Source organism: Nocardiopsis baichengensis YIM 90130 (assembly GCF_000341205.1).
In the GTDB taxonomy this organism is placed as follows: domain Bacteria; phylum Actinomycetota; class Actinomycetes; order Streptosporangiales; family Streptosporangiaceae; genus Nocardiopsis_A; species Nocardiopsis_A halophila.
The window spans coordinates 235479-258887 of the sequence record NZ_ANAS01000012.1; the positions used below are offsets into that span (position 1 = coordinate 235479).

Genomic DNA, 23409 nt, shown 5'->3' on the forward strand with positions numbered 1-23409 from the left:
CGGCCGGTCGTGCGTGCGGCTGCGCGCACCACCCGGTCAGTCGTTCGTGCGCTGTGCGGGCAGGGTCCACGGGGCCTCGCGCCACACGCCGTCGTAGCGCGCCGCCTCGCCCTCGGAGCCCTTCTCAGCGCCGTCCTCGTACCACCACTCGTCGGCCTTCAGCCGCTCGATGCAGGCGTCGACCGCCGTCCTGCGGTCGGCGAGGCCGGCCTCGCCCCAGAACTCGGTGAACTTCCCGGCGTCCTTCGCGGTCTCCCGCAGCTCCTCGGTCAGCTCACCGCCGGTGATCTCCTCGGCCAGGCAGACCCGCACGTCCTGCGCGGTCGCCCCCTCGGGCAGGCGGATCCCCACGGTCTCGCCGTCGGTCGCGGCCTCGGCCTCGTCCGCCTGGGGCTCGGTGCCGTCGGTCTCGGTGTCACCGGTCCCGGCGCCGGCCGCCTCCTCATCCGTGGCCTCGGCTCCGTCGGCTCCGTCGGCCTCGGAGGTGTCGCTCTCGGCGCCCTCGCCATCGGCGCCCTCGGTGTCCTCGGTGCCCTGGTCGGAGGCGGGCTCCTGGCCGTCCGCGCCGTCAGCGCCGTCGGTGGCGTCGTCCGCGGCCTCCTCGGAGTCGGCAGGGTTCTCGGCGCCCCCCTCGGCGGCCCCGCCCTCCGGTGCGGCCTCCGCGCTCTCCTCGGCCTCTCCAGCGCCCTCGGCGGAGTCCTCCTCGGGTGCTTCGGCGGCGGGCTCCTCCTCCGGGGCCTCGGCGTCGGCCCCGCCCGGCTCCTCGGCGGGCTCCTCGGCGGCGGGCTCCCCCTGCGCGGGCCCCTCGTCGGCCGCGTCCTCCGCTGCAGGCTCCTCCTCTGCGGCGGACTCCTCCTCGGATTCCTCCGCCGCCTCCTCCTCGGGCGTGTCCGCCGCTTCCGAGGCCTCCGGTTCCCCGGCCGCCTGCGGGCGGACCGAGGAGGCGAACTTCGCCAGCTCCTCGGCCTCCCACTTCTCCGGCTGGAGGTAGACGCCGACCGCGACGCCCTTCTCCTGGAGGAAGAAGTAGTCGCCGGTGGACTCGGAGACGTAGGCCTCCCGCTCCCCGTCCTCGGCCTTCTCCAGCGAGGCGTCCTCGAGGTGGTCGTAGCGCTTGTCGCGCACGACCTCCAGCGAGGTCAGGTCGGAGGATCTGAGGACGGCGACCTTGCCGTAGGTGGCCTCCGGCCCCTGCACCCACGAGATGTGCGAGCTCCGGTCGCCCTTGTTGCCCGTCGCCGACTTGGCGCTGATCCCGTAGCGCTCCAGCTCCGGAGGCAGGTACCCGATCTCGAAGCCGTCGATGGCGTAGGTCGAGGCCCGCTGCTGGATCACCGGCCAGGGAAGGTCCGTGTCGTCGGCGGCGGCCGACACGCCGCCGAACAGCCCGAAGCCGGCCAAGGAGACGGTGGTCGCCCCTGCCAGGGCTATCCACCGCTTATGGGGCTTGCGCATGTTTCGACCTCTCGTTTGACTACCTTGCGTGCTAGGGATGACACCATGCGTGGTGCAAACTGTCATCACCAACAAAAGTCGCACACGAAGTAGCGAATCGGTCACAAGGAGTGCATCGTGTCGAGATTTCGCCTCGCCGCGCGCGGGGGAGTTCCCGGGGGCGGCACGGGCGCCTCGCCTCGGCGACACCCGGCGGTAACCGTCTGAGTCGAGCCTTGAACGGTCGGTGAGAACCGCTCGCGATGTGAAGGAGTGTCATGATCCGACGGCTCGGGTTCACCGCGGCCGCCCTGGCGTTCGTCCTGGTGGGCGGGGGAACAGCCGTGGCAGCTGAGGACACCGGTCTCCGCTACTCACCGCTCGGCCCCGGCGACGGCCCCGCGGCGCTGTCGGTCCTCGACGTCGCCCATCGGGGCGCCTCGGGGTACGCGCCCGAGAACACCCTCGCCGCCATCGACGCCGCCAAGGCGCGCGGCGCCACGACCGTCGAGATCGACGTCCAGCGCACCAGAGACGGTGAGCTGGTCGTCGTGCACGACACGACCCTGGAGCGCACCACGGACGCGGAAGAGGTGTTCCCCGGCCGCGACTCCTACGACGTCGGTGCGTTCACCCTCGAGGAGATCCGCCGCCTGGACGCCGGCTCCTGGTTCGACCCCGCGTTCGAGGGGGAGAAGGTGCCCACCTTCCAGGAGGCGCTGGACCGGCTCCGCAAGCACGGCCTCAACCTGCTCCTGGAGATCAAGGCCCCGGTCCTCTACCCGGGCATCGAGGCCGACATCTCCGAGACCCTGGCCCGCAACCCCGTCTGGCTCGCACCGGTGGGCAAGCGCGGCAAGCACCGCCTGGTCGTGCAGAGCTTCGACTGGGCGTCGGTGAAGCGCTCGCACGACCTGCTCCCGGTCGTCCCGCACGGGCTGCTCGGCCACGTCCCCGAAGGGGAGATCGCCGAGTACGCGGAATGGGCCGACCAGATCAACCCGAACCACAAGACCCTTACCGCCGACTACGTGGAGGCGGTGCACGACGAGGGGATGGCCGTGGTCACCTACACGGTCAATGACGCCGATGCGATGCGCACGGCGCTGGACAAGGACGTCGACGGACTGATCACCGACTACCCCGACATCGCCCGCCAGGTGATCCGGGAGCACGAGCGCTCCGAGGCCCTGGCCTGACGAGGGATCCGGCCCGACGGCCGGGCGTTGCGGCCTGCCCTCTCAGGGGGCAGGCCGCAACGTGTATCAGGCCCGTCCTTCGACGCCCGGGCGCTGCTGCCACGGGTGCGGGCCGTCCAGGGGGCGGTACTCCACGCCGATGGCGTCCAGGCGCTCCAGGTGGCCCTTGAGGCGGGGAAGGAACTCGTCGAAGGAGCGCGCGTGCGAGGACCAGGCGACCTCGGCGAAGGCCGACAGGCGCGGGAAGGCCATGTAGTCCACGGTCCTCGGCGAGTCCATGTGTTCGGTCCAGATGTTGACCTGGGCGCCCAGGACCCGGTCCGCCCCTTCCGCTTCGAGCTCGGGCGGGACCGGCTCGGCGCTGTAGACGTCGGAGAGCCGCAGCAGGGTGCCCACCGGGATCGGCTCCTCCTGCGACTCCGACTGGCGGTAGTCGAGGTAGGAGGTCGCCGTGGGGCACATGATCACGTCGTGGCCCGCGTGCGCGGCGGCGATGCCGCCCTTCGTCCCGCGCCAGGACAGGACCGTCGCCCCCTCGGCCAGACCGCCCTCCAGGATCTCGTCCCAGCCGAGCAGGCGCCTGCCCTTGGCGGCGAAGTAGGCGTCGAACTGGCGGATGAACCAGCTCTGCAGCCCCTCCTCGTCCTGGAGCCCTTCTTCGGCGATGCGCGCCTGCGCGGAAGCGCTCGCGCGCCACTGCCCCTTGGGGCACTCGTCCCCGCCCACACAGATGTACGGACCGGGGAAGAGCTCCATCACCTCGTCGAACACGTTGCGGTAGAACTCGATCGTCGCATCCGAGGTGTTGAGGACGGTCTCGATGATCCCCCACTCCCGGCCGACCTCCACCGGCCCGCCCTCGCCCAGTTCGGGGTAGGCGGCGATCGCGGCCTGGGAGTGCCCGGGCACGTCCACCTCGGGCACCACGGTGATGTGGCGCTCGGCGGCGTAGGCGACGATCTCCCGGATGTCGTCCTGGGTGTAGAAGCCGCCGTGCGGACGGCCGTCGAACGTCTTCGGGCCGCCCGCGCCCACCTGGCTCTCCCGGCGCCAGGCGCCCGTCTCCGTCAGCCGCGGATAGCGCCGGATCTCCAGGCGCCACCCCTGGTCGTCGGTCAGGTGCAGGTGCAGCACGTTCAGCTTGTGCAGGGCCATCAGGTCGATGAAGCGCAGCACGCCGTGCTTGGGCATGAAGTGCCGCGCGACGTCGAGCATGCAGCCGCGCCAGCCGAACCGGGGCCGGTCGGTGATGCGCACGTCCGGGAGCCGCCAGACCCGGTTCCCCAGGGCCGACCGGCGGTAGGCGGCGGCGGGCAGCAGCTGCCGCAGGGTCTGCGCGCCGTAGAACACCCCTGCCGGGTCGTGGCCCACCACCACGGCCCCTTCGTCGTCGACGATGAGGCGGTAGCCCTCGGGGCCGAGTCCGGCGCCCGGGTCGACGGTCAGGCGCAGCCGGGCGTCCTCGCCCCGGCCGGGCGGGAGCGGGAGCCCGGTCGCGGCGCCCAGCTCCGCGCGGAGCCAGCGCTCGGTGCCGGCGGCCTCGGGGTCGGCGTCGATCCGGGTGGCGGCGTCGAGCTCCAGGCCGTCGGCACCGCGGCCCGCAGCGCCGCCGGGCAGCGTCTCGGCGGGGAGGGGGACCAGGGGGAGTGCAGGCACGTGGGCTCCTCATCGGTCTAGACCAGTGACGGGGGCCATCGTGCCACGCGGCGGCCCGTCGCGCACGGGTGCCCGTCCCCGCCCGGCCGGACCGGAACGGCGGGGTGCGTCGGTCCGGCGACGGCGGCTGCGGGAAGGTGCCCGGGGCGGGACCGCCGTATGCGCGCGCGCCGCTCCGCGGAGGAGCACCGGTGCGGAGGGCAGGAGTGGGCCCTCCCGCGCGAGCGTCTCCCGGGAAAGGCCGAAGGCGCCGCCGGTGCCCTGTGCATTCGGTTTTCCTTCTGCTTCCGGTTTCCCGAGCCTATTGGATCCGGCCTCGTGGGAAACGGAGACGAGGGGCCCGGTCGGATGCGGACCGGCTCCGGGGGCGGCCGTCGCCGCGAGGTCGAATTGCACTTCCAGGGTCTGCTCCCAGGGGGTCCCACCGCCCCAAGGTCCGCAAGGTACTCCCTCGCGGAAATTCGATGTGTGGGCCCCGGCGAACGCCGCCGGCACACGGAAACCGGATTCGAAAAAGGAGAAGGGCGTCCACGAGCCGGGTGACGGCGGTGGAAACCGGGCCCTGCCCATGGGCCGCCGGTGCCCCACCGACGCGCCGTCGGATCACGCTACCGGACGCCCTTCCCGCCCGACCCGTCCGGATCGGGACCATGCGTCCTTGTACTGGCCGGATGAGGACGGACCCGGTGAGGCGCCGGAGCACCGCAGGCCGCGTCCGGCGGTACCGGCGCCACCCGTGTCCTCACGCACGGTCACCGTCCTTGACCTGTTCCAACCGCAGCCAGGTCTCGTGCAGCTCCACCCCGGGCAGCACCCGGAGCCGCTCGTGCACCTCGCGCACGGCCTCCGGGTCCTCCGCGGCGACCGCCCCGACCAGGTCGCTGCGGCCCAGGCAGCGGGTCAGGAACCGGGTCTCGTCCCAGGAGGCGATGGCCGCGGCGGCGTTCTCCGCGCCCGGTCCCAGGGTCAGTGCGAACCCTCCGTGGCAGCCCTGCCCCGCGGTGGCCGGGTCCAGCAGGCCCGTCACGCGCAGTGCACGCCCTTCCAGCAGCCGCATCACCCGGCTGCGCACGGCCCCCGGAGAGAGCCCCACGTAGCCGGCCAGCTCGGCGAAGGAGAGCCGGCCGTCCTTCTCCAGCAGGGCCAGCAACCGGTGGTCGACCTGGTCGGGGGAGGCCGTCGGGGGCGGGGCCGAGGCCAGGTAGGGGTCCTTGAGCACGTGGGTGAAGACCGCGGTGTCGATGCCGGACACGCCCGGGATCCGGCGCACCCGGTCCACCGCGGCGGTCAGCGGCCCCAGGTCGCGCCCGACGACCTCGGCGAGCAGCGGCGTCCGGCCGGCGGCCAGCTCCGCGCGGCGGCACTCGGGCAGCGCCGCGACCTGGGCGGCGACCGCCGCGGCGGTGGTGCCCCGGACCGAGACCGCCAGCTGGGCGCGGGCGGTCGTCCCGCGGACGGCAGGGTGCACGATGCCGACGATGCGCAGCCGCCCCGACTCCTGCATCCGCCGCACCCGCAGCCGGGTGGCGGCCCGGGAGAGGCCTACGCGCCCCGCGAGCGTCTCGAACGGCAGGCGGCCGTCCACGCCCAGCTCGCGAACGATCGCCGAATCGGTCTCGTCCAGTTCCATGCCGCCCATGGGCGCTCACCTATCCAGTGGGGGAATTTCCCCCTAATTCTGCACATTGAGCGGCCGGTACGCGGCACGGGCGGGCGGGCCCCGACTTGACAGACCGCCGATCCCCGCCCTCACTTCCCCGGAGCACCCGGCGGCCGGCGCGGCATGAACGTGTGCGAACGTGTGCGAACGGATGAGTCCGGTGCGCCCCGGGCACCGACTTTTGACTATCTGTTTCCCCTATATCTACGCCTGTTGAGGGACGCGAAGGACAGGCGGGTTATCTAGGTTCGAGGGGAGAGGGCGGTCCGGGGTCCTTCGGGAACCGGGAGCCGTCCGCCGAACCGCATTGTCCGATCCGCGAGACCGGGGGAGCCGTGCGAGGAACCGGTGGAGGCCGCGGAGGGTGCGCCGACGGGCGCGGGCCCCCGCGGGACGTACGGGCGGCGCCCGCGGCGCGCCTGCCGGGGTGGGGTGGACCGCTCCACCGGAGGTGGGGCGAGCACCACCCCGAACAGGGTGGTGGCGTTATGGCCCCGAGCGGGGGATCATCCGTAGCGTCTCCCCTGATGGATCGAGTAGGCCGCACGGCGGCCCGACGGAGGGGGGACACCGTGGCGCCTTCGGAGCCGGAGTGTGCTCACCCGGCCGCGGCCGGCCGGACCCCGCACGGACGGACCGGACGGACCGGGCCGTCGGCCGGGACCGGAGCGGGCGCGTGCGGCCCGGGAGACGACCTGGTCGGGCGGGCGCGCCGCCGGGGGGATGCGAGGCCGCGGTGCTGATCGGATCGGTCGTCATCGCCCTGGCCGGCGCCTTCTGCATGGCGCTGGGGTCGGCGCTGCAGGAGCGCGACGCGGTTCGGGCCCCGGGCAAGAGCGTGGCCCGGTTCGGCCTGCTCGTCCACCTGGCCCAGCGTCCGCGCTGGGTGCTGGGGACGGTCGCGGCCGGCGCCGGCGTCACCCTGCACCTGGTGGCGCTCAGCGGGGCGCCGCTCACCGTCATCCAGCCCATCGGGGTCACCGGCCTGCTGTTCGCGATCGTGCTGTCCATGCTCTTCACCCGGCGGCCGGTGCGCGCCGGGCAGATCGTGGCCGGGTTGGCGGTCACCGCCGGGCTGGCGGGGGTGCTCACGCTCTTCCCGCACACCGCCCGGACCCCGCAGATGACCACGGTGACCGCCCTGCTGCTGGCCGGGACCGTGGTCGCGGTCGGGATCGCGGCCTTCGCGGCCGCCCGGCACCTGCGCGCGGGGGCGCGCGGCGTGCTGCTGGCGGCGGTGGGCGGGGCCGCGCTGGGCACCACCTCGGCGATCGCGCGGGTGATCGCCGCCGGCACCGTGCAGGACCCGTCCGCGCTGATCGGCTGGCTCACGCCGATCGCCCTGGGCGTGGCCCTGTTCGGCGGCCTGATGATGCAGAACGCCTACCGAACCGGCCACTTCGCGGCCGCCTACGCGGTGCTGCTGGTCGCCGACCCCGTGGTCGGCGCCGGGCTGGGCGCGCTGCTGCTGGGCGAGGGGCTGCCGACCACCCCGCTCGCCCAGGCGGGGGCCACCGTCTCCGCCGCCGTCGCCGCGGCCGGCATCGCCGTGCTGGCCAAGGCCAGGAACCAGAACCCGGAGGCCGCGGCCCGCCGCGGCGGACCGGCGCCGGGCGGCCGCCCGGCGCACCCCTCCGGGGACGCCTCGCCGTTGTCCACCTCCGCATCTGCACAGGAGCAGCCTGATGACCGCAATGAAGGAGAGAACCCCGGGGAACGCCGGCCAGGGCAGCCGACCGAGCGGGGGGCCTGAGCGGCTCCGCGTCCTGATCGCGGCCGACACCTACCCGCCGGACGTCAACGGGGCGGCCTACTTCACCTACCGGCTGGCCACCGGGCTGGCCGGACGCGGCCACGACGTGCACGTGGTGTGCGCCTCGGCGACGGGGCGCCCGGGCATCGAGTACGAGGACGGCGTGGTGCTGCACCGGCTGCGCTCGGCCTCGGTGGTCGTGCACCCGACGATGCGCACCGCCGTGCCGCTGGGCGTCGGCGGGCACGTGGCACGGATCGTCGAGCGCCTGGCCCCGCACGTGGTGCACGCCCAGAGCCACTTCACGGTGAGCAGGGCGGCGGTCCGGCGGGCGCGCCTGTCGGGGGCGCCGGTCGTGCTCACCAACCACTTCATGCCGGACAACCTGTTCGCCCACGCGCACGTCCCCGCGGCCCTGCAGGGGGCGGCGGGAGCGCTGGCCTGGCGCGACATGGTCCGGGTGGCCTACGACGCCGACCATGTGACCACCCCGACCCGGCGCGCGGCCGACCTGTTGGCGGCCAAGGGGTTCAGCCGCCCGGTGGAGCCCGTCTCGTGCGGCATCGACCTGGAGCGGTTCCGCCCCCGGCCCGCAGAGCGCGCGGAGGTGCGCAAGCGCTTCGGCCTTGAGGACCGGGACACCATGGTGTTCGTCGGGCGCCTGGACGAGGAGAAGCGCATCGACGACCTGATCCGCGCCCTCGCGGCGCTGAAGGACCGGCGCGACCTCCAGCTGGCCCTGGCCGGGACCGGCCAGCGCCAGGCGGAGCTGGCCCGGTTGGCCGACGAGCTGGGGGTGGCCGACCGGGTGCGGTTCCTGGGGTTCGTGTCCGACGAGGAGCTGCCGCTGGTGTACGTGGCCGGGGACGTGTTCGCCATCGGGAGCGTGGCCGAGCTGCAGAGCATCGCGACCCTGGAGGCGATGGCGACGGGGCTGCCGGTGGTGGCCGCGGACGCGCTCGCCCTGCCGCACCTGGTGGACCAGGGCGGGAACGGCTTCCTCTATCCGCCCGGGGACAGCGACGCGCTGGCCGAGCGGCTGGGGGAGGTCCTGGCCTCGGACCGGCGCCAGGCGATGGGGGAGGCGTCGCGGGCGCTGGCCCTGACGCACGACCACGAGCGCTCGCTGGACCGCTTCGAGGAGATCTACCGGTCGGTGCGGCCGCGGCGGCCCGGCGCCCCCGTGGCGGACCGGGCCCTGCGCGCGGTCGCGGGGACGGGGGAGCGGCGGCGCTCTCCGGCCGCGGCGTGATGACTTTCCGTGGTTTTTGCGTCACATCCTGATGTGAAGTCCGGTTCGGCGGATACATCCAGAGTGTGTGGTTCGTTGGATCCGGTCGGACGGGGGCGGCGCACGCCGAGGGCGTGGCCGCCCGGCTCCGTAAGGCCGAATACGACGAGCAGGCCTGCCAGGAGGTCCTGGCCGACTACGACCGGGACCACCGCGACCTGGAGGAGCGGGTCGAGCGCCTGGAGGCCGAGCTGGCCGAGGCGCGCCGGCAGAAGCTGGAGGCGTTCGCGCGGTGGTGGAACTGCCGCGAGGACCGCGACCGGGCACGGCACGTGGCGCGCCGGCTGCGCCGCCGCCTGGAGCGCCTCCGCCGCCGCAACGGCTCCGTGCCGGGAGGCGCTCAGGAGGGCCCGGACGCCGGCACCGTCCCGTGGAACGGCTCCGGCTCCGAGAGCGGCGTGAACGGCCGCGCAGGAAACGGCCGCGCAGCGAACGGCTACGAGGGGAACGGCTACGAGGGGAACGGTCACCTGGCGCACGGCCACCCGGGAAACGGACACGCGGATCAGGGCCGGGCGGACGACGGTCGCGGCAGCCCGGATTCGGGGGCGATCCCGTCCCAGCGCGAGGCCGGGGCCTCTGGAGAGACCGATGAGGAGCGCCGGACCCGATCCGGCTGGAAGCGCGTCAACGGCGGGCGGAGAAGGCCTCGCGAATAGCGGGCGTCCGGGGCGGATCTGCAATTCCTCATGGGCGACTCCGGGGCCGGGGCCCATGGCCGCGTCCGCTGGATCGGTACGGCTTTCCGAGGCGGCACTGCCATCTGCTCCGGGGGCGGGTCCCTTGGAGCGAGTGAGACCGCAGCCGGAAACGGGGCCGGGGGTACGGGGCGCGGCCCTTAGGGCGGTCGGTGCCGGTCATTTCGGCCGACCGGCGTCCCGCTCGTCGGGGGACGGCCCAAGGCCGCCCACCGAGGTTGCACTGCTCCAGTTCCGGTGGACGCCATCGTCATGTCGGTTGGACGCGGCGTGGATTCTCCCCGTTAGGTTTTTCGTGGCCCTCCAACAGGGCCGCCGGCCTCCGGGGCGGGCATGACTGAGTCCCCTCTCGAGGACATGACCTGGGGGTGTCACCGGGCCTGAGAGGTGCCGTCACAGACGCTGATGAGAGGCCCGACCCTCCCGGCCAGGGCGGTACGGCCGCCACTGCCCTGGACGGGCCCGCTTTCGGAGCCCTTCCCCGGCCCCGCCCCTCGGCGGGCGGTCCCTCGGCACGCCGTCGGCGGTGGGCGGGGTGCCGTCACACCGGGGCCGTGTCCGAGTGCTGTCATTCCCGTCCGACCGGGTCAGCGCCGTCGTCACGGCTCTGTGCGGGGCCCGGGCCGCCTTCGGACGCCCGACCGACGGCGGACGCGGCCGTGGTGAAGCCGGGTGGGACGTCACCGCCGCCCCTCAGGTCCTTCAGTCCCCTGTCCCCGGGATGCGGTCGAGGGCCTCGTTCAAGTCGCGTTGGACGTCTAGCGCGGCCTTCTTCAAGGCCCGGAGCGTCACCCCGATCGCCGGGCGCCGCAGGCTCGCCGCGCGGACGGCCATGTAGACGTCCCTCGACGGCGCGTGCGCGGGGAGCCTGCGGAACGCCAGACCGGCCGTTCCCGAGCTCAGGGCCATGGCGGGGACGGCCGCGATCCCGATGCCCCGGGACACGAGGCTGAGGATCGTGCCCAGCCCCTCGAACTCCCACGCCGCCTGCGGGGCCCCGCCCAGGTCCGCGAGCAGGGTGTCGGTCCCGTAGCGCGACGGCTCGCCCTGCGGGGCGGCGATCCAGGCCTCGTCCAGCAGCCGGTCCAGCTCCACGGGCACCGCCGGGTCGGCCAGCCGGTGCCCTTCCGGGACCGCCAGCACCATCGGGTCGCGCAGCAGGTGCTCGTGCCGGAGCCTGCCCGCGCCGGTGTCGGGGCGGCGCCCCCGCCAGTCGTCGACCAGCGCGACGTCGGCCTCCGCGGCGCTCACCTGCCGCACCCCGGCCCCCTCGGTGGTCTGGCGCAGCACCAGCTGCATGCCGGTGTGCCGGCGCAGGCTCTGCGCCAGGCGCGGCGCGAACGCCACCGCCGCGGTCGGGAAGGCCGCCACCGTCACCCGGCCGGTCACCTGCCCGCGCCGCTCGTCCAGGACCGCCTCGGCCGCCTCCACCAGCGCCAGGATCTGCTCGGCCTGGTCGGCCAGGAGCCTGCCGGTCTCGGTCAGCTCCGCACTGCGGGCGGTGCGGTCCAGCAACTGGGCCCCGGCCTCCCGCTCCAAGGCCGACAATTGCTGCGAAACGGCGGAGGCCGTATATCCCAGCGCCGCGGCCGTCGCCGAGATCGTCCCCTTATCGGCGAATTCCTTCAGCAGCTGGAGCCGTCGCAGATCGAGCATAAGACCATCTTACGCTCACCATCGAAAAGAGTCGCTTGTGCTGATGGGTAGAAGTGGGCAGGCTGAAGTCGCGAGGCCGTGGGCCCCACCGGCCCCAGGCCTCCCACCAGCCGCCGGACGTATGCGGGGTCGATTTCTCCATGTCTGTTGCCGTGTCCGCCACGCTCGCCGTGAACGAAGCCCTCGAGGAGAAGCGCCGCCAGGGCGTGGCCGTCCTCCCCCTGGGCTTCGGCGAGGCCGGGCTTCCCGTCCACTCCGCGCTGAGGGACGCGTTGGCCGCGGGGGGAGGGTGCAACTCCTACGGGCCGGTCGCCGGGGAGCGGGGGCTGCGCGAGGCCGCCGCCGGCTACTGGGCCCGCCGCGGCCTGGACACCGACCCCGACATGGTCGTCGCCGGCCCCGGCAGCAAGCCGCTGCTGTACGCGCTGCTGCTGAGCATCGGCGGCGACGCAGCGATCGCCGCCCCCAGCTGGGTCAGCTACGCCGCGCAGACCCGCCTGGCCGGGCGGCGCCCGCTGTTCGTTCCCACCGAGCGCGGCCAGGGCGGCGTCCCCCAGCCCGACCTGCTCGCCGAGGCCGTGCGCACCGCCCGCGAGCAGGGCCGCGACGTGCGCGCCGTGATCGCCACCGTCCCCGACAACCCGACCGGCACCGTGGCCGGCGCCGACACGGTCCGGCGCCTGGCCGAGGTCGCCCGCGCCCTGGACCTGGTGGTCATCTCCGACGAGATCTACCGGGACCTGGTCCACGACCCGGCCACCGAGGTGCCCGGCCCCGCCGAGTTCGCCCCGGAGCGGACCGTGGTCACCACGGGCCTGAGCAAGAGCCTGGCCCTGGGCGGCTGGCGACTGGGCGTGGCCCGGCTGCCCGAGGGGCCGCTGGGGGAGCGCCTGCGCGCCGGGCTGCTGGGCGTCGCCAGTGAGATCTGGTCCAGCCCCGCAGGCCCCGTCCAGCGCGCCGGGGCGATGGCCTTCCAGGAGCCCGCAGAGCTGGTCGCCCACGTCGAGCGGAGCCGCCGCCTGCACGGCGCGGTCGCGCGCGCGGTGGCCGAGCGGTTCACCGCCGTGGGCGCGCGCGTGGCCGAACCGCGGGCCGCCTTCTACCTCTACCCCGACTTCGAGGCCCACCGGGAGCGGCTGGCCGCCGACTTCGGCGTGGTCGACGGGCCCGGCCTGAGCCGGATGCTGCTGGAGCGCTACGGCCTGGGCGCGCTGCCGGGCGTGGAGTTCGGCGAGTGCTCAGAGGCCCTGCGCCTGAGGGTGGCCACCAGCCTGCTCTACGGGGACTCCGACGCCGAGCGCTATGCGGCGCTGGCCGTGGACGACCCCACGGGCCTCCCCTGGATCCGCGCGCACCTGGACCGCTTGGAAGAGGTGCTGGCCGAGGCCGTCGAGCCCGTCGCGGCGGCCGCCTGAGGCGGGGCGCACGGAAGGGGCGCCGACGGCACGGCGGCGGGCGGACGCCGAAACGACAACCGAAGCGAACCCGGAAAGCGGGGGCGAGGAGCGGGGCCGGACATCGCGGAAGGGCCGGTCCCGCTCCTCTGCGCGGGCAACCCTAGCGGTAGGCACTCGGCGCCCTTGGGAGTGGGCCCGCCGCACGGCGCCGAGAAGGCCGGTACGGAGCCCCGCCGCGCTTCTAGCGCGCGCTCGGCGGCGGATGGCTCTAGGATCGCGAGCAGTCTTCATCGCACATTCCTCATGAGGAGCACTGATGACGCTCGTGGAGTGGGCGCGCCTGGTGTGCGCAGAACTCGACCTGCCGGAGGAGGTCGGCAAGGACGACGTCGACCGCGTGCTCGACCTCGCCCGGGACGCCGCGCACTCGGTGGCGCGGCCGGCCGCCCCGGTCACCACCTTCCTGCTGGGCATCGCCGTCGGCCGGGGCGCCGACCCGGACGAGGCCGCCCGGGCCCTGAGCCGGCTGGCGCTGGAGCAGGCCGACGGCGGCGCCGGCGCCGCCGGAGGGGCGGAGGCCGGCGGCCAGGACAGCGGATGATCCGTTGATTTCCGCTGGTCACGGGCCCTCCGCAACCGGTGTGTGGAGGGAACGTGACGTGAACGTGACGAATCGGTGTGAACCTGGCGGATTGCGGCGCCTCCTGACCCTGGAGTCCGTGCCCGCCAGGGGATCACCCCCTCGGGGCGTCCGGCGACCTCCGGGCGCACCGTGCCCCCGTCCCCCCGTCCGAGATCGATTGGGAGCCCTCACGTGGAACAGACCGTGAGCCTTTTGGAAGACCTATCGGGAATCATCTGGGGGCCGTGGGTCCTCATCCCCCTGTTGCTGATCACGGGGCTGTTCCTGACGGTCCGCCTGCGACTGCTGCAGTTCCACAAGCTCGTCCACGCCCTCTGGCTGGCCTTCGTGCGCCGCAAGGAGACCGACGGCGAAGGCGACATCTCGCACTACCAGGCGCTCAGCACCGCGCTGGCGGCCACCGTCGGCGTCGGCAACATCGCCGGAGCCGGCCTGGCCATCGGCATCGGCGGCCCCGGCGCGCTGTTCTGGATGTGGATGACCGGCCTGGTCGGCATGGCCACCAAGTACAGCGAGGCCCTGCTGGGCGTGAAGTACCGCCAGCGCGACGCCGTCGGCAAGCAGAGCGGCGGGCCGATGTTCTACCTGAAGAACGGCCTGTCCGGCGGCCTGGGCACCACGCTGGGCTTCCTGTTCGCGCTCTTCGGCGCGATCGCGGCCTTCGGCATCGGCAACGGCACCCAGGCCAACACCGTGGCCCAGCAGGTCTCGGAGAACTGGAACGTGGCCCCGTGGATCACCGGTGCGGTGATGACGGTGCTCATCGGCGTCGTCGTCATCGGCGGCATCAAGAGCATCGGCCGGGTCGCCTCGGCGGTGGTCCCGGTGATGATCCTGCTCTACATCGCCGTCACCCTGGTGGTGCTCATCGTCCACGTGGGCGACCTGCCCGCCGCGCTGGCGCTGATCGTCACCGACGCCTTCACCGGAACCGCGGCCACCGGCGGCTTCGTCGGCTCCACCGTGCTGATCGCGCTGCAGATGGGCGTGGCCCGCGGCATCTTCTCCAACGAGTCCGGTCTGGGCACCGGCGCCATCGCGGCGGCCGCGGCCAAGACCGACCAGCCCGTGCGCCAGGCGATGGTCTCGATGACCCAGACCTTCATCGACACCATCATCGTGGTCACCATGACCTGCCTGGTCATCATCGTCACCGGCGTCTGGGAGCACGGCGACGACGACGGCGCGCAGCTCACCTCGGCGGCGCTGCAGGAGGGGCTGGGCACGCTCTCGCCGGCCCTGGCGCCGATGGCCGGGTACATGCTCGCGATCGCGGTGGTGGTCTTCGCCTTCACCACCATCCTGGGCTGGTCCTACTACGGCGACCGCTGCGTCGACTACCTGGCTGGCCACCGCGTGGTGCCCTTCTACCGGGTGGTCTTCGTCCTGGTGGTCTTCGTCGGCGCCACCGCCCAGCTGGACGTGGTCTGGCTGTTCAGCGACATCGCCAACGGCCTGATGGCGCTGCCCAACCTGGTCGGGCTGCTGCTGCTCTCGCCGGTGGTGGTCGCCGAGACCCGCCGCTACTTCTCCAACCCCGAGTGGAAGAACCCGGACATCCGGGTCCCGGAGAACCGCTAGCGCCCCCGAGCGGTACCGGGGAACGGAAGAAGGGCCCGTCCGCGCAGGCGGACGGGCCCTTCTTCCGTCGGAGGGCGGGCCCGGTCACCACCAGGCGTGGAAGTGGTGGACCGGCCCCTTGCCCGCGCCCACGTCCAGCTCGTCGGCGCGCCGCAGCGCCCCGGTCAGGTAGTCCTTGGCCTCCCGCACCGCCGCCGCGCAGCCGTCCCGCTGCGGGAGCAGGGCGGCGATGGCCGACGACAGGGTGCAGCCGGTGCCGTGGGTGTTGCCGGTCGGCACCCGCGGCGCCGAGAACGCCCATGCCTGGGCCCCCGGCTCCACCAGCAGGTCGGTGCTCTGGGCGGTGTCCAGGTGGCCGCCCTTGATCAGCACCCGGCGGGCGCCCAGCTCCAGCAGGCGGCGGGCCTGGGCCTCCATGGCGGCGGTGTCGGCCGCCTCCGGCTCGCCCAGCAGCTCGGCGGCCTCGGGCAGGTTCGGGGTGATCAGGTCGGCGCGCGGCAGCAGTTCGGTGCGCACGGCCTCGATCGCGTCGGCCGCCAGCAGCCGGTCGCCGCTCTTGGCGACCATGACCGGGTCCAGGACCACGTGCGGGGGCCGGTAGGCGTCCAGCGCCCCGACCACGGCGGCGATCACGTCGGTGTCGCCCAGCATGCCGATCTTGACGGCGTCGGCCCGCACGTCCTGCAGCAGCACGTCGAGCTGGCGGGTGATGAACTCCGGGGGCACCCGGTGCACCGCCGCCACCCCGGTGGTGGTCTGCGCGACCAGGGCGGTCACCACGCTCATGCCGTACCCCCCGAGCGCGGAGAAGGCCTTGAGGTCGGCCTGGATCCCCGCGCCGCCGCTGGGGTCGGTCCCGGCGATGGACAGGATGTTGAAGGAGCTCATGGGCGTCCCTTCGCTAGTGCGAGCTAGTGCAGGTTCGACGGGTCTGATCTCAGCCGCGGGCGGAGGAGGGCTCCGCGCGGCACCCCGCGCCGGTATTCGGTTGCGGCCGGGCCGTCGACGGCGGCCCGGCAGGGCGTGCGATCAGCGTGTCACATGCGCGGTGCGGCTCCGGAGGCGGGTCGGGCGTGCCTGCCGCCGCGCGGGGCGCCGCCTCCTCCGCGGCCCTCGCCGCGCGAGTCCGCGTGCCCGTCGCCGTCCCCGCGCCGGGAGCGGGTCGCGCGCTCCAGCAGCAGCACGGCCACCACGACGGCGAAGCCGATGGCCATCAGCAGGACGGTGAACGGCACCTCCGTGGGGGCGTAGAAGGTGCGGTCCTCGTGCTGCCAGGGCCACAGCGCGCGCAGGGAGCCGGCGAGCAGGCCGGTCATGACCACCATGGCCAGGTGGTGGTGGCGGTCCAGCAGCCACTGCAGGAGCTTGACGAACAGCGCCCCGCCGATCAGGGCGCCCAGGAAGAAGGTGCCGATGTAGCCGAGGTCGCGGTCGTTGAGGGCGTTCATGGTGGGGGTGTACAGGCCGAGCGTCAGCAGGATCAGCGAACCCGACATGCCCGGCAGCACCAGGGCGGAGACCGCGACCGCGGCCGCGCACACCACGATCAGCGGGTTGGGCTCGATCTGCGAGGGCGGGAGCCCGATCAGCACGAAGGCGACCGCCGCAACGCCGAGCGCCAGCAGGTAGTCGCCGATGCGCCAGCGCTCGGGGGTGCTGGAGTAGGGCACATAGACCGAGGCCAGCACCAGGCCGAAGAACACGGCGTAGGCGAACTGCTGCTCGGACTCCACCAGCGGGGCCAGCAGCTTGGCCGCGGTCAGGGCCGCCGCCGCCATACCGATCAGCACCGCGAACACCGCGGCCCAGTCGGCCTGGCGGAACTCGGCTGCGGCGCGCGCCGTGCCGCGTCCGCGGGGCAGGTCGGAGACGGTGAGGCGGATGCCGCTGACCACGTGGCCGGCCGAGGTGATGATGGTCTCGTAGATACCGGTGATCAGGGCGACGGTGCCGCCGCTGATCCCGGGCACCACCTCGGCGGTGCCGATCAGGGCGCCGCGGACCAGGTTGAGGGCGTGGGTGCCGATTGGTTTGGCCATGTCTCGCGTTTCGTCGATGGGTCTGGGGAGGCGGGGCGCACGGCGGCGGCCTGCGGAGGGGCGGGCGTCGGGACGCCGCGCCCCGGGCGTCTCGTCTTCCCGGACGGTCCCCGGCGAAGGCCGGCCGTCACCCGTTCAGAGGCCGCAAGGACTCCGCGGGTTCGCGCGGGGCGCGGGAAACACGCCCTAGTGTAGGGATTCCCGCGCCCGGTGGAGGGCCGGTTCACCCCCGCGGAACGGGATTCCGGCCGACGGCGGTGTGATCAATCGACCGCCCGGAACGATTCGAGCGCGGTGCGGTGCTGTTCCTCGACGGCCGGCCACTCGGCGGCCGGTCCGGCGAACATGAGGATCCCGACGCCGTCGCCGGTGTCGACGAGGACCAGCGAGGCGGTCATCTGCGTTCCGGAGCCGTCGCCCTCGTAGACGCCGCGTGCGGCCTCGCCGTCGGGGTGGTCGACCTCGGTGATCTCGACGGCCCGGGTGAAGTCTCCGTCCAGCATGTCCCCTTCGATCTCTTCGAGGGTCTCCTCGGGGGTCGGGGCGACGAGGCCGCCGATCGACCGCATCCCGAGGCCGGTGTTCTCGCCGGGCGCCGTCAGCAGGAGCGTTTCCTGCGTCTCGTCACCGATCCAATGCTCGGGGGCCATCACGGTGAAGCCGTCGTGGGCGGTGTCCGTATAGCCCGGCGGCGGGTCCGTCAGGCCGCCGTAGTCGATGTCGTCCGGGTCGGAGCCGAACAGCAGGTCGGTGGCGACGTTCACCAGCATCGGTATGAGGACCAGGGTGAACACCGCGGCGATCCAGCGCTTCCAGTGCCGCCGCTTGGGCGGCCACCACCACAGGTCCGTGCTCCGTCCGGGGGGCCGGACGTCCGGGGCCGGCAGTTCCCCGGAGACGTCGAGGCGGGTGCCGGCGGCCTCCTGCCCCGCCGTCTCCCGGGCCGCACGTTCCAGTTCCCCGGCGAGCGCCTTGCCTGCCAGCCTGCGGCCGGGGTCGCGCCGCAGCATGCCGTCGAGGGCCGGGCGCAGCGGCCCCGCCCTCACCGGCGGGCCCGGGTCGCCCTCCATGGCGGCGGTGAGCCGCTGGGCGGCCCGGCCGTCGTAGGCCGGTCGGCCCTCCACCGCGTAGTACAGGGTGGCCCCGAGCGACCACACGTCGGCGAGTTCGGTGTCGTCGCCGCCGCGCAGGCGCTCCGGGGCGATGTAGCCGGGGGAGCCGGGAAGCCGCCCGCTCAGCGTGATCCGGGACTCCTCATCGGAGACGGCGATGCCGAAATCGGAGAGCACGGCCCGGCCGTCGGGCAGCAGCATGACGTTGCCGGGCTTGACGTCGCGGTGGCGTACCCCGCCCCGGTGCGCGGTCTCCAGCGCGGAGAGCAGGTCCCGGCCGATCCCGGCCGTGCGGCCCGGGGAGAGGGGGCCGTCCTCCTCCACCGTCCGGTCGAGCGACCGGCCCTCCATCAGCTCCATGACGATCCACGGCCGTCCCTGATCGAGCAGGACGTCGTGGATGGTGACGATGGAGGGGTGGCCGCTGAGCCCGGCGCAGATGCGGGCCTCGCGCAGAGAGCGGCCGACCAGTTCCTCGCGCCTGACCGGGTCCAGGCCGGGGTCCAGGCGGATCTCCTTGACGGCCACCGGGCGCCGGAGGAACTCGTCCTCGGCCCGCCACACCGTTCCCATACCGCCGCGGCCGATGCGCTCGGACAGCCGGTACCGGTCGGCGAGGAGGCGCGCGGTCATGGAAGACGACCCTAGCGACGGAATTCCGGGATGCACAGGGCGAGCGTCCCCTTCGTATCCGTATGGGCCCTTGTGCCTCCTCCGTTGCTTCTGTTCTTCTTCTGTGGGTCCCCCGGGGCGCGCGTATCGTCCGCGGGCCGCGGGGTATCCCAAGAGCGACACGATCAGCGTTGATCGGAAAGGGACACCTGGATGAGCGACACCCGCGTTCTGGGAAGCAGGCCCTCCGGAGGAGACCCCTCCGGTCCTCCTGTCTCCACCGCCGACCACATCGCCCTGGCCCAGGCCCGCTCGGCCCACAACTACGCGCCCCTTCCGGTCGTCATCGCCTCCGGCGAGGGCGCCTGGGTGACCGACGTGGAGGGGCGGCGCCACCTCGACATGCTCGCCGGATACTCGGCGATGAACTTCGGCCACGCCAACCCCGACCTGCTCGCCGCCGCCCACCACCAGCTGGACCGGGTGACGCTCACCAGCCGCGCCTTCTACAACGACCAGTTCGCGCCGTTCGTCGCCGCACTGGGGGACCTGGCGGGCAAGGAGCGCGTGCTGCCCATGAACACCGGCGCCGAGGCGGTCGAGACCGCCGTCAAGGTCGCCCGCAGGTGGGCCTACGACGTCAAGGGCGTCCCCGACGGGGAGGCCACCATCGTCGTGGCCGGCGGCAACTTCCACGGCCGGACCACCACCATCGTCTCCTTCTCCTCCGACCCCGACGCCTACGGCGGCTTCGGCCCCTACACCCCCGGGTTCCGCTCGGTGCCCTACGGCGACGCCGAGGCGGTCGCCGAGGCGGTCGACGGCACCACCGCCGCGGTCCTGGTGGAGCCGGTGCAGGGCGAGGCCGGGGTGGTGGTGCCCCCGCCGGACTACCTGCCGCGCCTGCGCGAGCTGTGCGACCGCGAGCGGGTGCTGCTCATCGCCGACGAGGTGCAGTCCGGGCTGGGCCGCACCGGAACGGTGCGGGCCTGCGAGCACACCGGCGTGGTGCCCGACGCCTACCTGTTCGGCAAGGCGCTGGGCGGGGGCGTGCTCCCGGTCTCGGCGATGGTCGCCGACGAGTCGGTGCTCGGGGTGATCCAGCCGGGCCAGCACGGCAGCACCTTCGGCGGCAACCCGATGGCGGGCGCGATGGGGCGCACCGTGGTGCGGATGCTCAACGAGGGCCCCTACCTGGAGAACGCCCGGCGGCTCGGCGAGGTGCTGCGCACCCGCCTGAAGGAGTTCGTCGGCGACGGCGCGGTGGCGGCCCGCAGCATCGGCCTGTGGGCGGGGATCGACGTGGACCCGTCGCTGGCCAGCGGCCGCCGCATGTGCGAGCTGCTGGTCGAGCGCGGCGTCCTGGTCAAGGACACCCACGGGTCGACGATCCGGCTCTCCCCGCCGCTGGTGATCTCCGAGGAGGACCTCAACTGGGGCCTCGACCAGCTGGGCGCGGTCCTGGCCGACCTCAAGGCCGGGCGGGGCTGACCCCGGGGGACCGGGTACGCGGGTCCGGGCGCGCACCGGACCCGCGTACCCGGCCCCGGCGCCTCCGTGCCGCGGGTCAGTCCAGGTCGCGGGCGAGGACCTCGGGCCCCGCGGAGTCGACGGTCCCCCTGGTGGCGTACAGGTCCCGGTCCGGGCCCTCCTCCACCTGGGTGCGGACCCTCCGGGCGAACGCCCGCTGCCCTTCGGCGGTGGGGTGGAAGCTGCTCCGGTCGACCCGGATGCCGTCGGTCAGCCCCTCCAGCACGACCCCGTTGAGCCAGGCCCCCTCCGCGCTCACCTCGTGGCCCTTGAGCGCGGTGTAGGTGTCGACGAACTCGACACTGCCGACGTCCCCCTGCTCGGCGATCTCCCGGTCCGCTTCACGCGCCGTGGCGCGCAGCCGGTCGTTGAAGCGCCGCACGGTCTCGTTCAGCCAGGCCTGGTCCTCCACGGTCAGCGTGTAGTACATGCCGGAGGGGTCCTCGGGGAACAGGCGCGGGTAGCCGACGAGCAGCAGGCGGGCGTCGGGCGCGCGGTCGCGCACCTCGGCGATGATGTCCTCCAGGGTGTCGTCGAAGGCCCGCATCCGCCGGTCGATGTCCTCCTCCTGCCCCTGGCACACGCCGCCGGAGACCAGCGGGACCCGCACCATGCAGGTGCGCAGCACCGGGGTGAAGCCCAGGTCGTTGCCGCCGATCCCCAGGCTCACCAGGGAGGTGTACTCCCCGATGGCGTCCAGCTGGGCGTCCTCCTCGCCGATCTCCTCCAGCAGCTGCGCGCCCTTGTGCTTGCTGCAGGCGACGAAGCCGAAGCCGCCGGAGAACGCGAAGGCCTCGGAGGTGCGGGCGGGGTAGGCGTTCTCCGAGCGGTAGCAGCCGTCGTCGCCGGCGCCGGAGCGGTAGTCGCCGGCGCCGTCGCCCGAGGAGTAGGAGTCGCCCAGGGCCAGGTAGTGGCCCCAGGTGGCGGCCTCGACCGGCTCCATGGCCAGCCGCCAGTCGTCCGCGGATCCCGGCTCCTCGCCGGGTGGGCCCCCGCCGGGCGCGCAGCCGGTCCCGGTCGCCGAGCACCAGGCGCCGGCCAGCCCGTCGCGGGTGACGGGCACCGCAAGGGCGAGGACGAGCAGCAGGACCATCGATCCGGCGGCGGCGGCGAGCACGGTGCCGCGGCGGCCGAGTCGGGGTGCGCGCACGGTCGGCCACCGCCTTTCGCTCGCCTCGCGGCCCTGGCTCCGATGGGCAGGGTACCCGCGGTCGCGGCGCCCGCGGAGTATCGGCGCCGCCGCTCGCGGGGGCCTGCGCCACCGGAAGGCGGGCGTACGCCGGCCGATCCCCGCCGACCAGTGCGGACACGGGGCGGGAGGTGCGCATCACACCGTGGCCGGATCCGGAAGGGGCGTCCCGCCCTGGACACCCGGGACGGCCCCCTCGCTCAGTGCGCCGCTCAGAGAGCGGCGGGCCGTCCTGTCGTCGATCGGGGGTCCCAGCTCCGCCCGGTGCGCACTCAGAGCCGGCCGCGGCCGCGGCCTTGAGGCCGGAACCCGGAACCCGGGTCACGACACCGGGGCCGGTCCGTCCGTCCCCTCGGGGCGGGTCCGGGCCACCGTGTCGATCGCGCGGTCCACCTCGGAGGCGGAGAGGTCGGCACGGGCGGTCAGGCGCAGGCGGGGGACGCCGTCGGGGACCGAGGGCGGGCGGAAGCAGCCCACGCGCACACCGTGCTCGGCGCACCGCCGCGCCCACTGCACGCACTCCTCAGGGGTGTCCGCGGCCACGGAGACCACGGCGCCGTCGGGGAGCGAGGCGCTCAGGCCGTGCCCGTTGAGCCCGCGGGAGAGCGACCGGGCGCGCTCGCGGAGCCGCTCGGTGAGTCCGGGGTCGGCGCGCAGCAGGCGCAGCGCTTCGAGGGCCGCCCCGGCGGAGGCGGGGGCGAGTCCGGTGTCGAAGATGAACGTGCGCGCCGTCTCCACCAGGTGCCGGATGACGGGCGCCGGACCGAGCACGGCCCCGCCCTGCGCGCCCAGGGACTTCGACAGCGTCACCGACACCGCGGTGTCCGGGGCGCCGCGCAGTCCGGCGGCGGTCAGGGCGCCCGCGCCGCCCGCCCCGACGACACCGAGGCCGTGGGCGTCGTCCAGCAGGAGCGCCGCCCCCGCCGCGCGGCAGGCGGCCGAGAGGCCGGAGAGGTCGGTGAGGTCCCCGTCCACGGAGAAGACGGTGTCGGAGACGACGAGGCGCCGCTCGCTCCCCGCCGGGTCCGGCCCGTCCAGAGCGCGCTCGGCCGAGGCCGGATCGGCGTGGTCGAACAGCGAGACGCGGGCGCCCGAGGCCTTGGCCAACCGGGCGGCGTCGATGAGGGAGGCATGGTTGAGGCGGTCGCACACCAGGTGGGCGCCCCGGCCCGACAGCGCCGTCACCATGGCGAGGTTGGCGGCGTATCCGGAGGAGAACACGAGCGCGGACTCGGCCCCGGTGAAGTCGGCGAGCTCTTCCTCAAGGGCCCGGTGGAGCAGGGTGTCGCCGGTGACCAGCCGCGATCCGGTCGCTCCTGCGCCCCAGCGCCGTGCCGCGCCCGCGGCGGCGTCCGTGACCCGTGGGCGGCGGGCGAGTCCGAGGTAGTCGTTGGAGGCCAGGTCGAGCACGTCGTCATCGTGGGCGCGCGGGCGCAGGACCCGGGTGAGCCCGGAGGCGGCCCGCCGCTCTGCGGCGCCGGAGAGCCAGGCGAAGGGCCCTGAGGGGGTGGAGCGCGGCCGGGCGTGCGACGCGGTGTCGCCGGTCGTCGCGGTCACGGTCGATGCCTTTCTGCCGGGGCGTTCGGTGCGCGGGGCGGTCTGCGGCGCCCGCCGGTCCGGCACCCGTGCCGACCCGGGCGGATCGCGGCCCCGCCACTCGAGCGGACACGGCCGTCTACACGATCTGCTCCTCCGTCGGGTCCCGGCGCCCCCCGCTTCCGAGGCGCCGTCTCACCGGGGTCTTCGTCGGTTCAGCGGGATGCCTCCTTCGCCCCGGGCCGACCACCCCGGGACCGCCCCCGCGGGCGGGCGGCGCTGGTCCACCGCCCGCCCGCGCCGCCTGGAAGCGGACACGGGGAGCTTCACACGGTCCGCGGGGCGCCGTCATGCGCGAGAAGGCACAAACATCGCGCGCGCAAATCTGTGCGGCGGAGCATCGCCGGGCGGCGTGCGCCCTAG

The 23409-nt window shown here is 74.1% G+C and carries 17 protein-coding genes and 1 riboswitch; of the genes, 8 read left to right on the forward strand and 9 right to left on the reverse strand.

Annotated elements, in window-relative coordinates; genetic code table 11:
* Positions 1–36: 36 nt before the first annotated feature.
* Positions 37–1455 (reverse strand): KxYKxGKxW signal peptide domain-containing protein, encoded by a 1419-nt coding sequence (locus C892_RS0112015; protein WP_239647365.1) that lies wholly within the window; start codon positions 1453–1455, stop codon positions 37–39.
* Between the two features lie 257 nt (positions 1456–1712).
* On the opposite strand from C892_RS0112015, the gene C892_RS0112020 reads away from it, so the two are divergent.
* Positions 1713–2633, forward strand: a complete 921-nt coding sequence (locus C892_RS0112020) for a glycerophosphodiester phosphodiesterase (RefSeq protein WP_017557406.1) — start codon at positions 1713–1715, stop codon at positions 2631–2633.
* A 66-nt stretch (positions 2634–2699) separates the two neighbouring features.
* Here C892_RS0112020 and C892_RS0112025 read toward each other — a convergent pair whose 3' ends face one another.
* Complete coding sequence (locus C892_RS0112025; protein WP_017557407.1) at positions 2700–4289, reverse strand: beta-N-acetylhexosaminidase; 1590 nt, start codon at positions 4287–4289, stop codon at positions 2700–2702.
* Between the two features lie 742 nt (positions 4290–5031).
* A complete protein-coding gene (locus tag C892_RS0112030; protein WP_017557408.1) occupies positions 5032–5928 on the reverse strand; it encodes an Lrp/AsnC family transcriptional regulator in 897 nt (298 codons plus the stop codon).
* Positions 5929–6685: 757 nt separating this feature from the next.
* Here C892_RS0112030 and C892_RS0112035 point away from each other — a divergent pair.
* From C892_RS0112035 to C892_RS31775, 3 genes are all read left to right on the forward strand, one after another.
* Positions 6686–7702 carry a DMT family transporter gene (locus tag C892_RS0112035; protein ID WP_017557409.1) on the forward strand — a complete coding sequence of 339 codons (1017 nt, stop codon included), beginning with the start codon at positions 6686–6688 and terminating at the stop codon, positions 7700–7702.
* A complete protein-coding gene (locus C892_RS0112040) occupies positions 7644–8954 on the forward strand; it encodes a glycosyltransferase (protein WP_017536854.1) in 1311 nt (436 codons plus the stop codon). The genes C892_RS0112035 and C892_RS0112040 overlap by 59 nt, the downstream gene beginning before the upstream one ends.
* Before the next feature lie 65 nt (positions 8955–9019).
* Positions 9020–9652 carry a hypothetical protein gene (locus tag C892_RS31775; RefSeq protein ID WP_193374769.1) on the forward strand — a complete coding sequence of 211 codons (633 nt, stop codon included), beginning with the start codon at positions 9020–9022 and terminating at the stop codon, positions 9650–9652.
* 741 nt (positions 9653–10393) lie between these two features.
* Here the strand turns inward: C892_RS31775 and C892_RS0112050 are convergent.
* Positions 10394–11347, reverse strand: a complete 954-nt coding sequence (locus C892_RS0112050) for a LysR family transcriptional regulator (protein WP_026124311.1) — start codon at positions 11345–11347, stop codon at positions 10394–10396.
* Positions 11348–11487: 140 nt separating this feature from the next.
* Here C892_RS0112050 and C892_RS0112055 point away from each other — a divergent pair, with 140 nt between their 5' ends.
* The 3 genes from C892_RS0112055 to C892_RS0112065 all read left to right on the forward strand — a co-directional run bounded on the left by C892_RS0112055 (position 11488) and on the right by C892_RS0112065 (position 14968).
* Complete coding sequence (locus tag C892_RS0112055) at positions 11488–12762, forward strand: pyridoxal phosphate-dependent aminotransferase (RefSeq protein WP_040685373.1); 1275 nt, start codon at positions 11488–11490, stop codon at positions 12760–12762.
* Between the two features lie 298 nt (positions 12763–13060).
* Entirely contained in the window at positions 13061–13345 is a 285-nt protein-coding gene (locus C892_RS0112060; RefSeq protein ID WP_017536851.1) for a DUF6457 domain-containing protein, read from the forward strand.
* Between the two features lie 213 nt (positions 13346–13558).
* Positions 13559–14968 (forward strand): alanine/glycine:cation symporter family protein, encoded by a 1410-nt coding sequence (locus C892_RS0112065; RefSeq protein ID WP_026124312.1) that lies wholly within the window; start codon positions 13559–13561, stop codon positions 14966–14968.
* Positions 14969–15052: 84 nt separating this feature from the next.
* Here the strand turns inward: C892_RS0112065 and thiD are convergent, their stop codons facing one another.
* The 3 genes from thiD to C892_RS29975 form a co-directional block, all read right to left on the reverse strand.
* A complete protein-coding gene (thiD, locus tag C892_RS0112070; protein ID WP_017557413.1) occupies positions 15053–15856 on the reverse strand; it encodes a bifunctional hydroxymethylpyrimidine kinase/phosphomethylpyrimidine kinase in 804 nt (267 codons plus the stop codon).
* Positions 15845–15953: riboswitch (TPP riboswitch) on the reverse strand. (Overlaps the previous gene by 12 nt.)
* A 52-nt stretch (positions 15954–16005) precedes the next feature.
* On the reverse strand, positions 16006–17007 hold the full coding sequence (locus C892_RS0112075) for a DUF368 domain-containing protein (RefSeq protein ID WP_017557414.1): 1002 nt from the start codon (positions 17005–17007) through the stop codon (positions 16006–16008).
* A 263-nt stretch (positions 17008–17270) separates the two neighbouring features.
* Positions 17271–18752, reverse strand: coding sequence for a serine/threonine-protein kinase (locus C892_RS29975; protein ID WP_051060525.1), 1482 nt, complete (start codon positions 18750–18752; stop codon positions 17271–17273).
* A gap of 192 nt (positions 18753–18944) precedes the next feature.
* Here C892_RS29975 and rocD point away from each other — a divergent pair, with 192 nt between their 5' ends.
* Positions 18945–20222, forward strand: coding sequence for an ornithine--oxo-acid transaminase (gene rocD / locus C892_RS0112085; protein ID WP_017536847.1), 1278 nt, complete (start codon positions 18945–18947; stop codon positions 20220–20222).
* Positions 20223–20298: 76 nt separating this feature from the next.
* Here the strand turns inward: rocD and C892_RS0112090 are convergent, their stop codons facing one another.
* The gene (locus C892_RS0112090) at positions 20299–21411 is read right to left on the reverse strand and encodes an SGNH/GDSL hydrolase family protein (RefSeq protein WP_017557415.1); all 1113 of its coding nucleotides are present in this window, start codon (positions 21409–21411) and stop codon (positions 20299–20301) included.
* Positions 21412–21771: 360 nt separating this feature from the next.
* Positions 21772–23073, reverse strand: a complete 1302-nt coding sequence (locus C892_RS0112095; RefSeq protein ID WP_017557416.1) for an 8-amino-7-oxononanoate synthase — start codon at positions 23071–23073, stop codon at positions 21772–21774.
* Between the last annotated feature and the right edge of the window lie 336 nt (positions 23074–23409).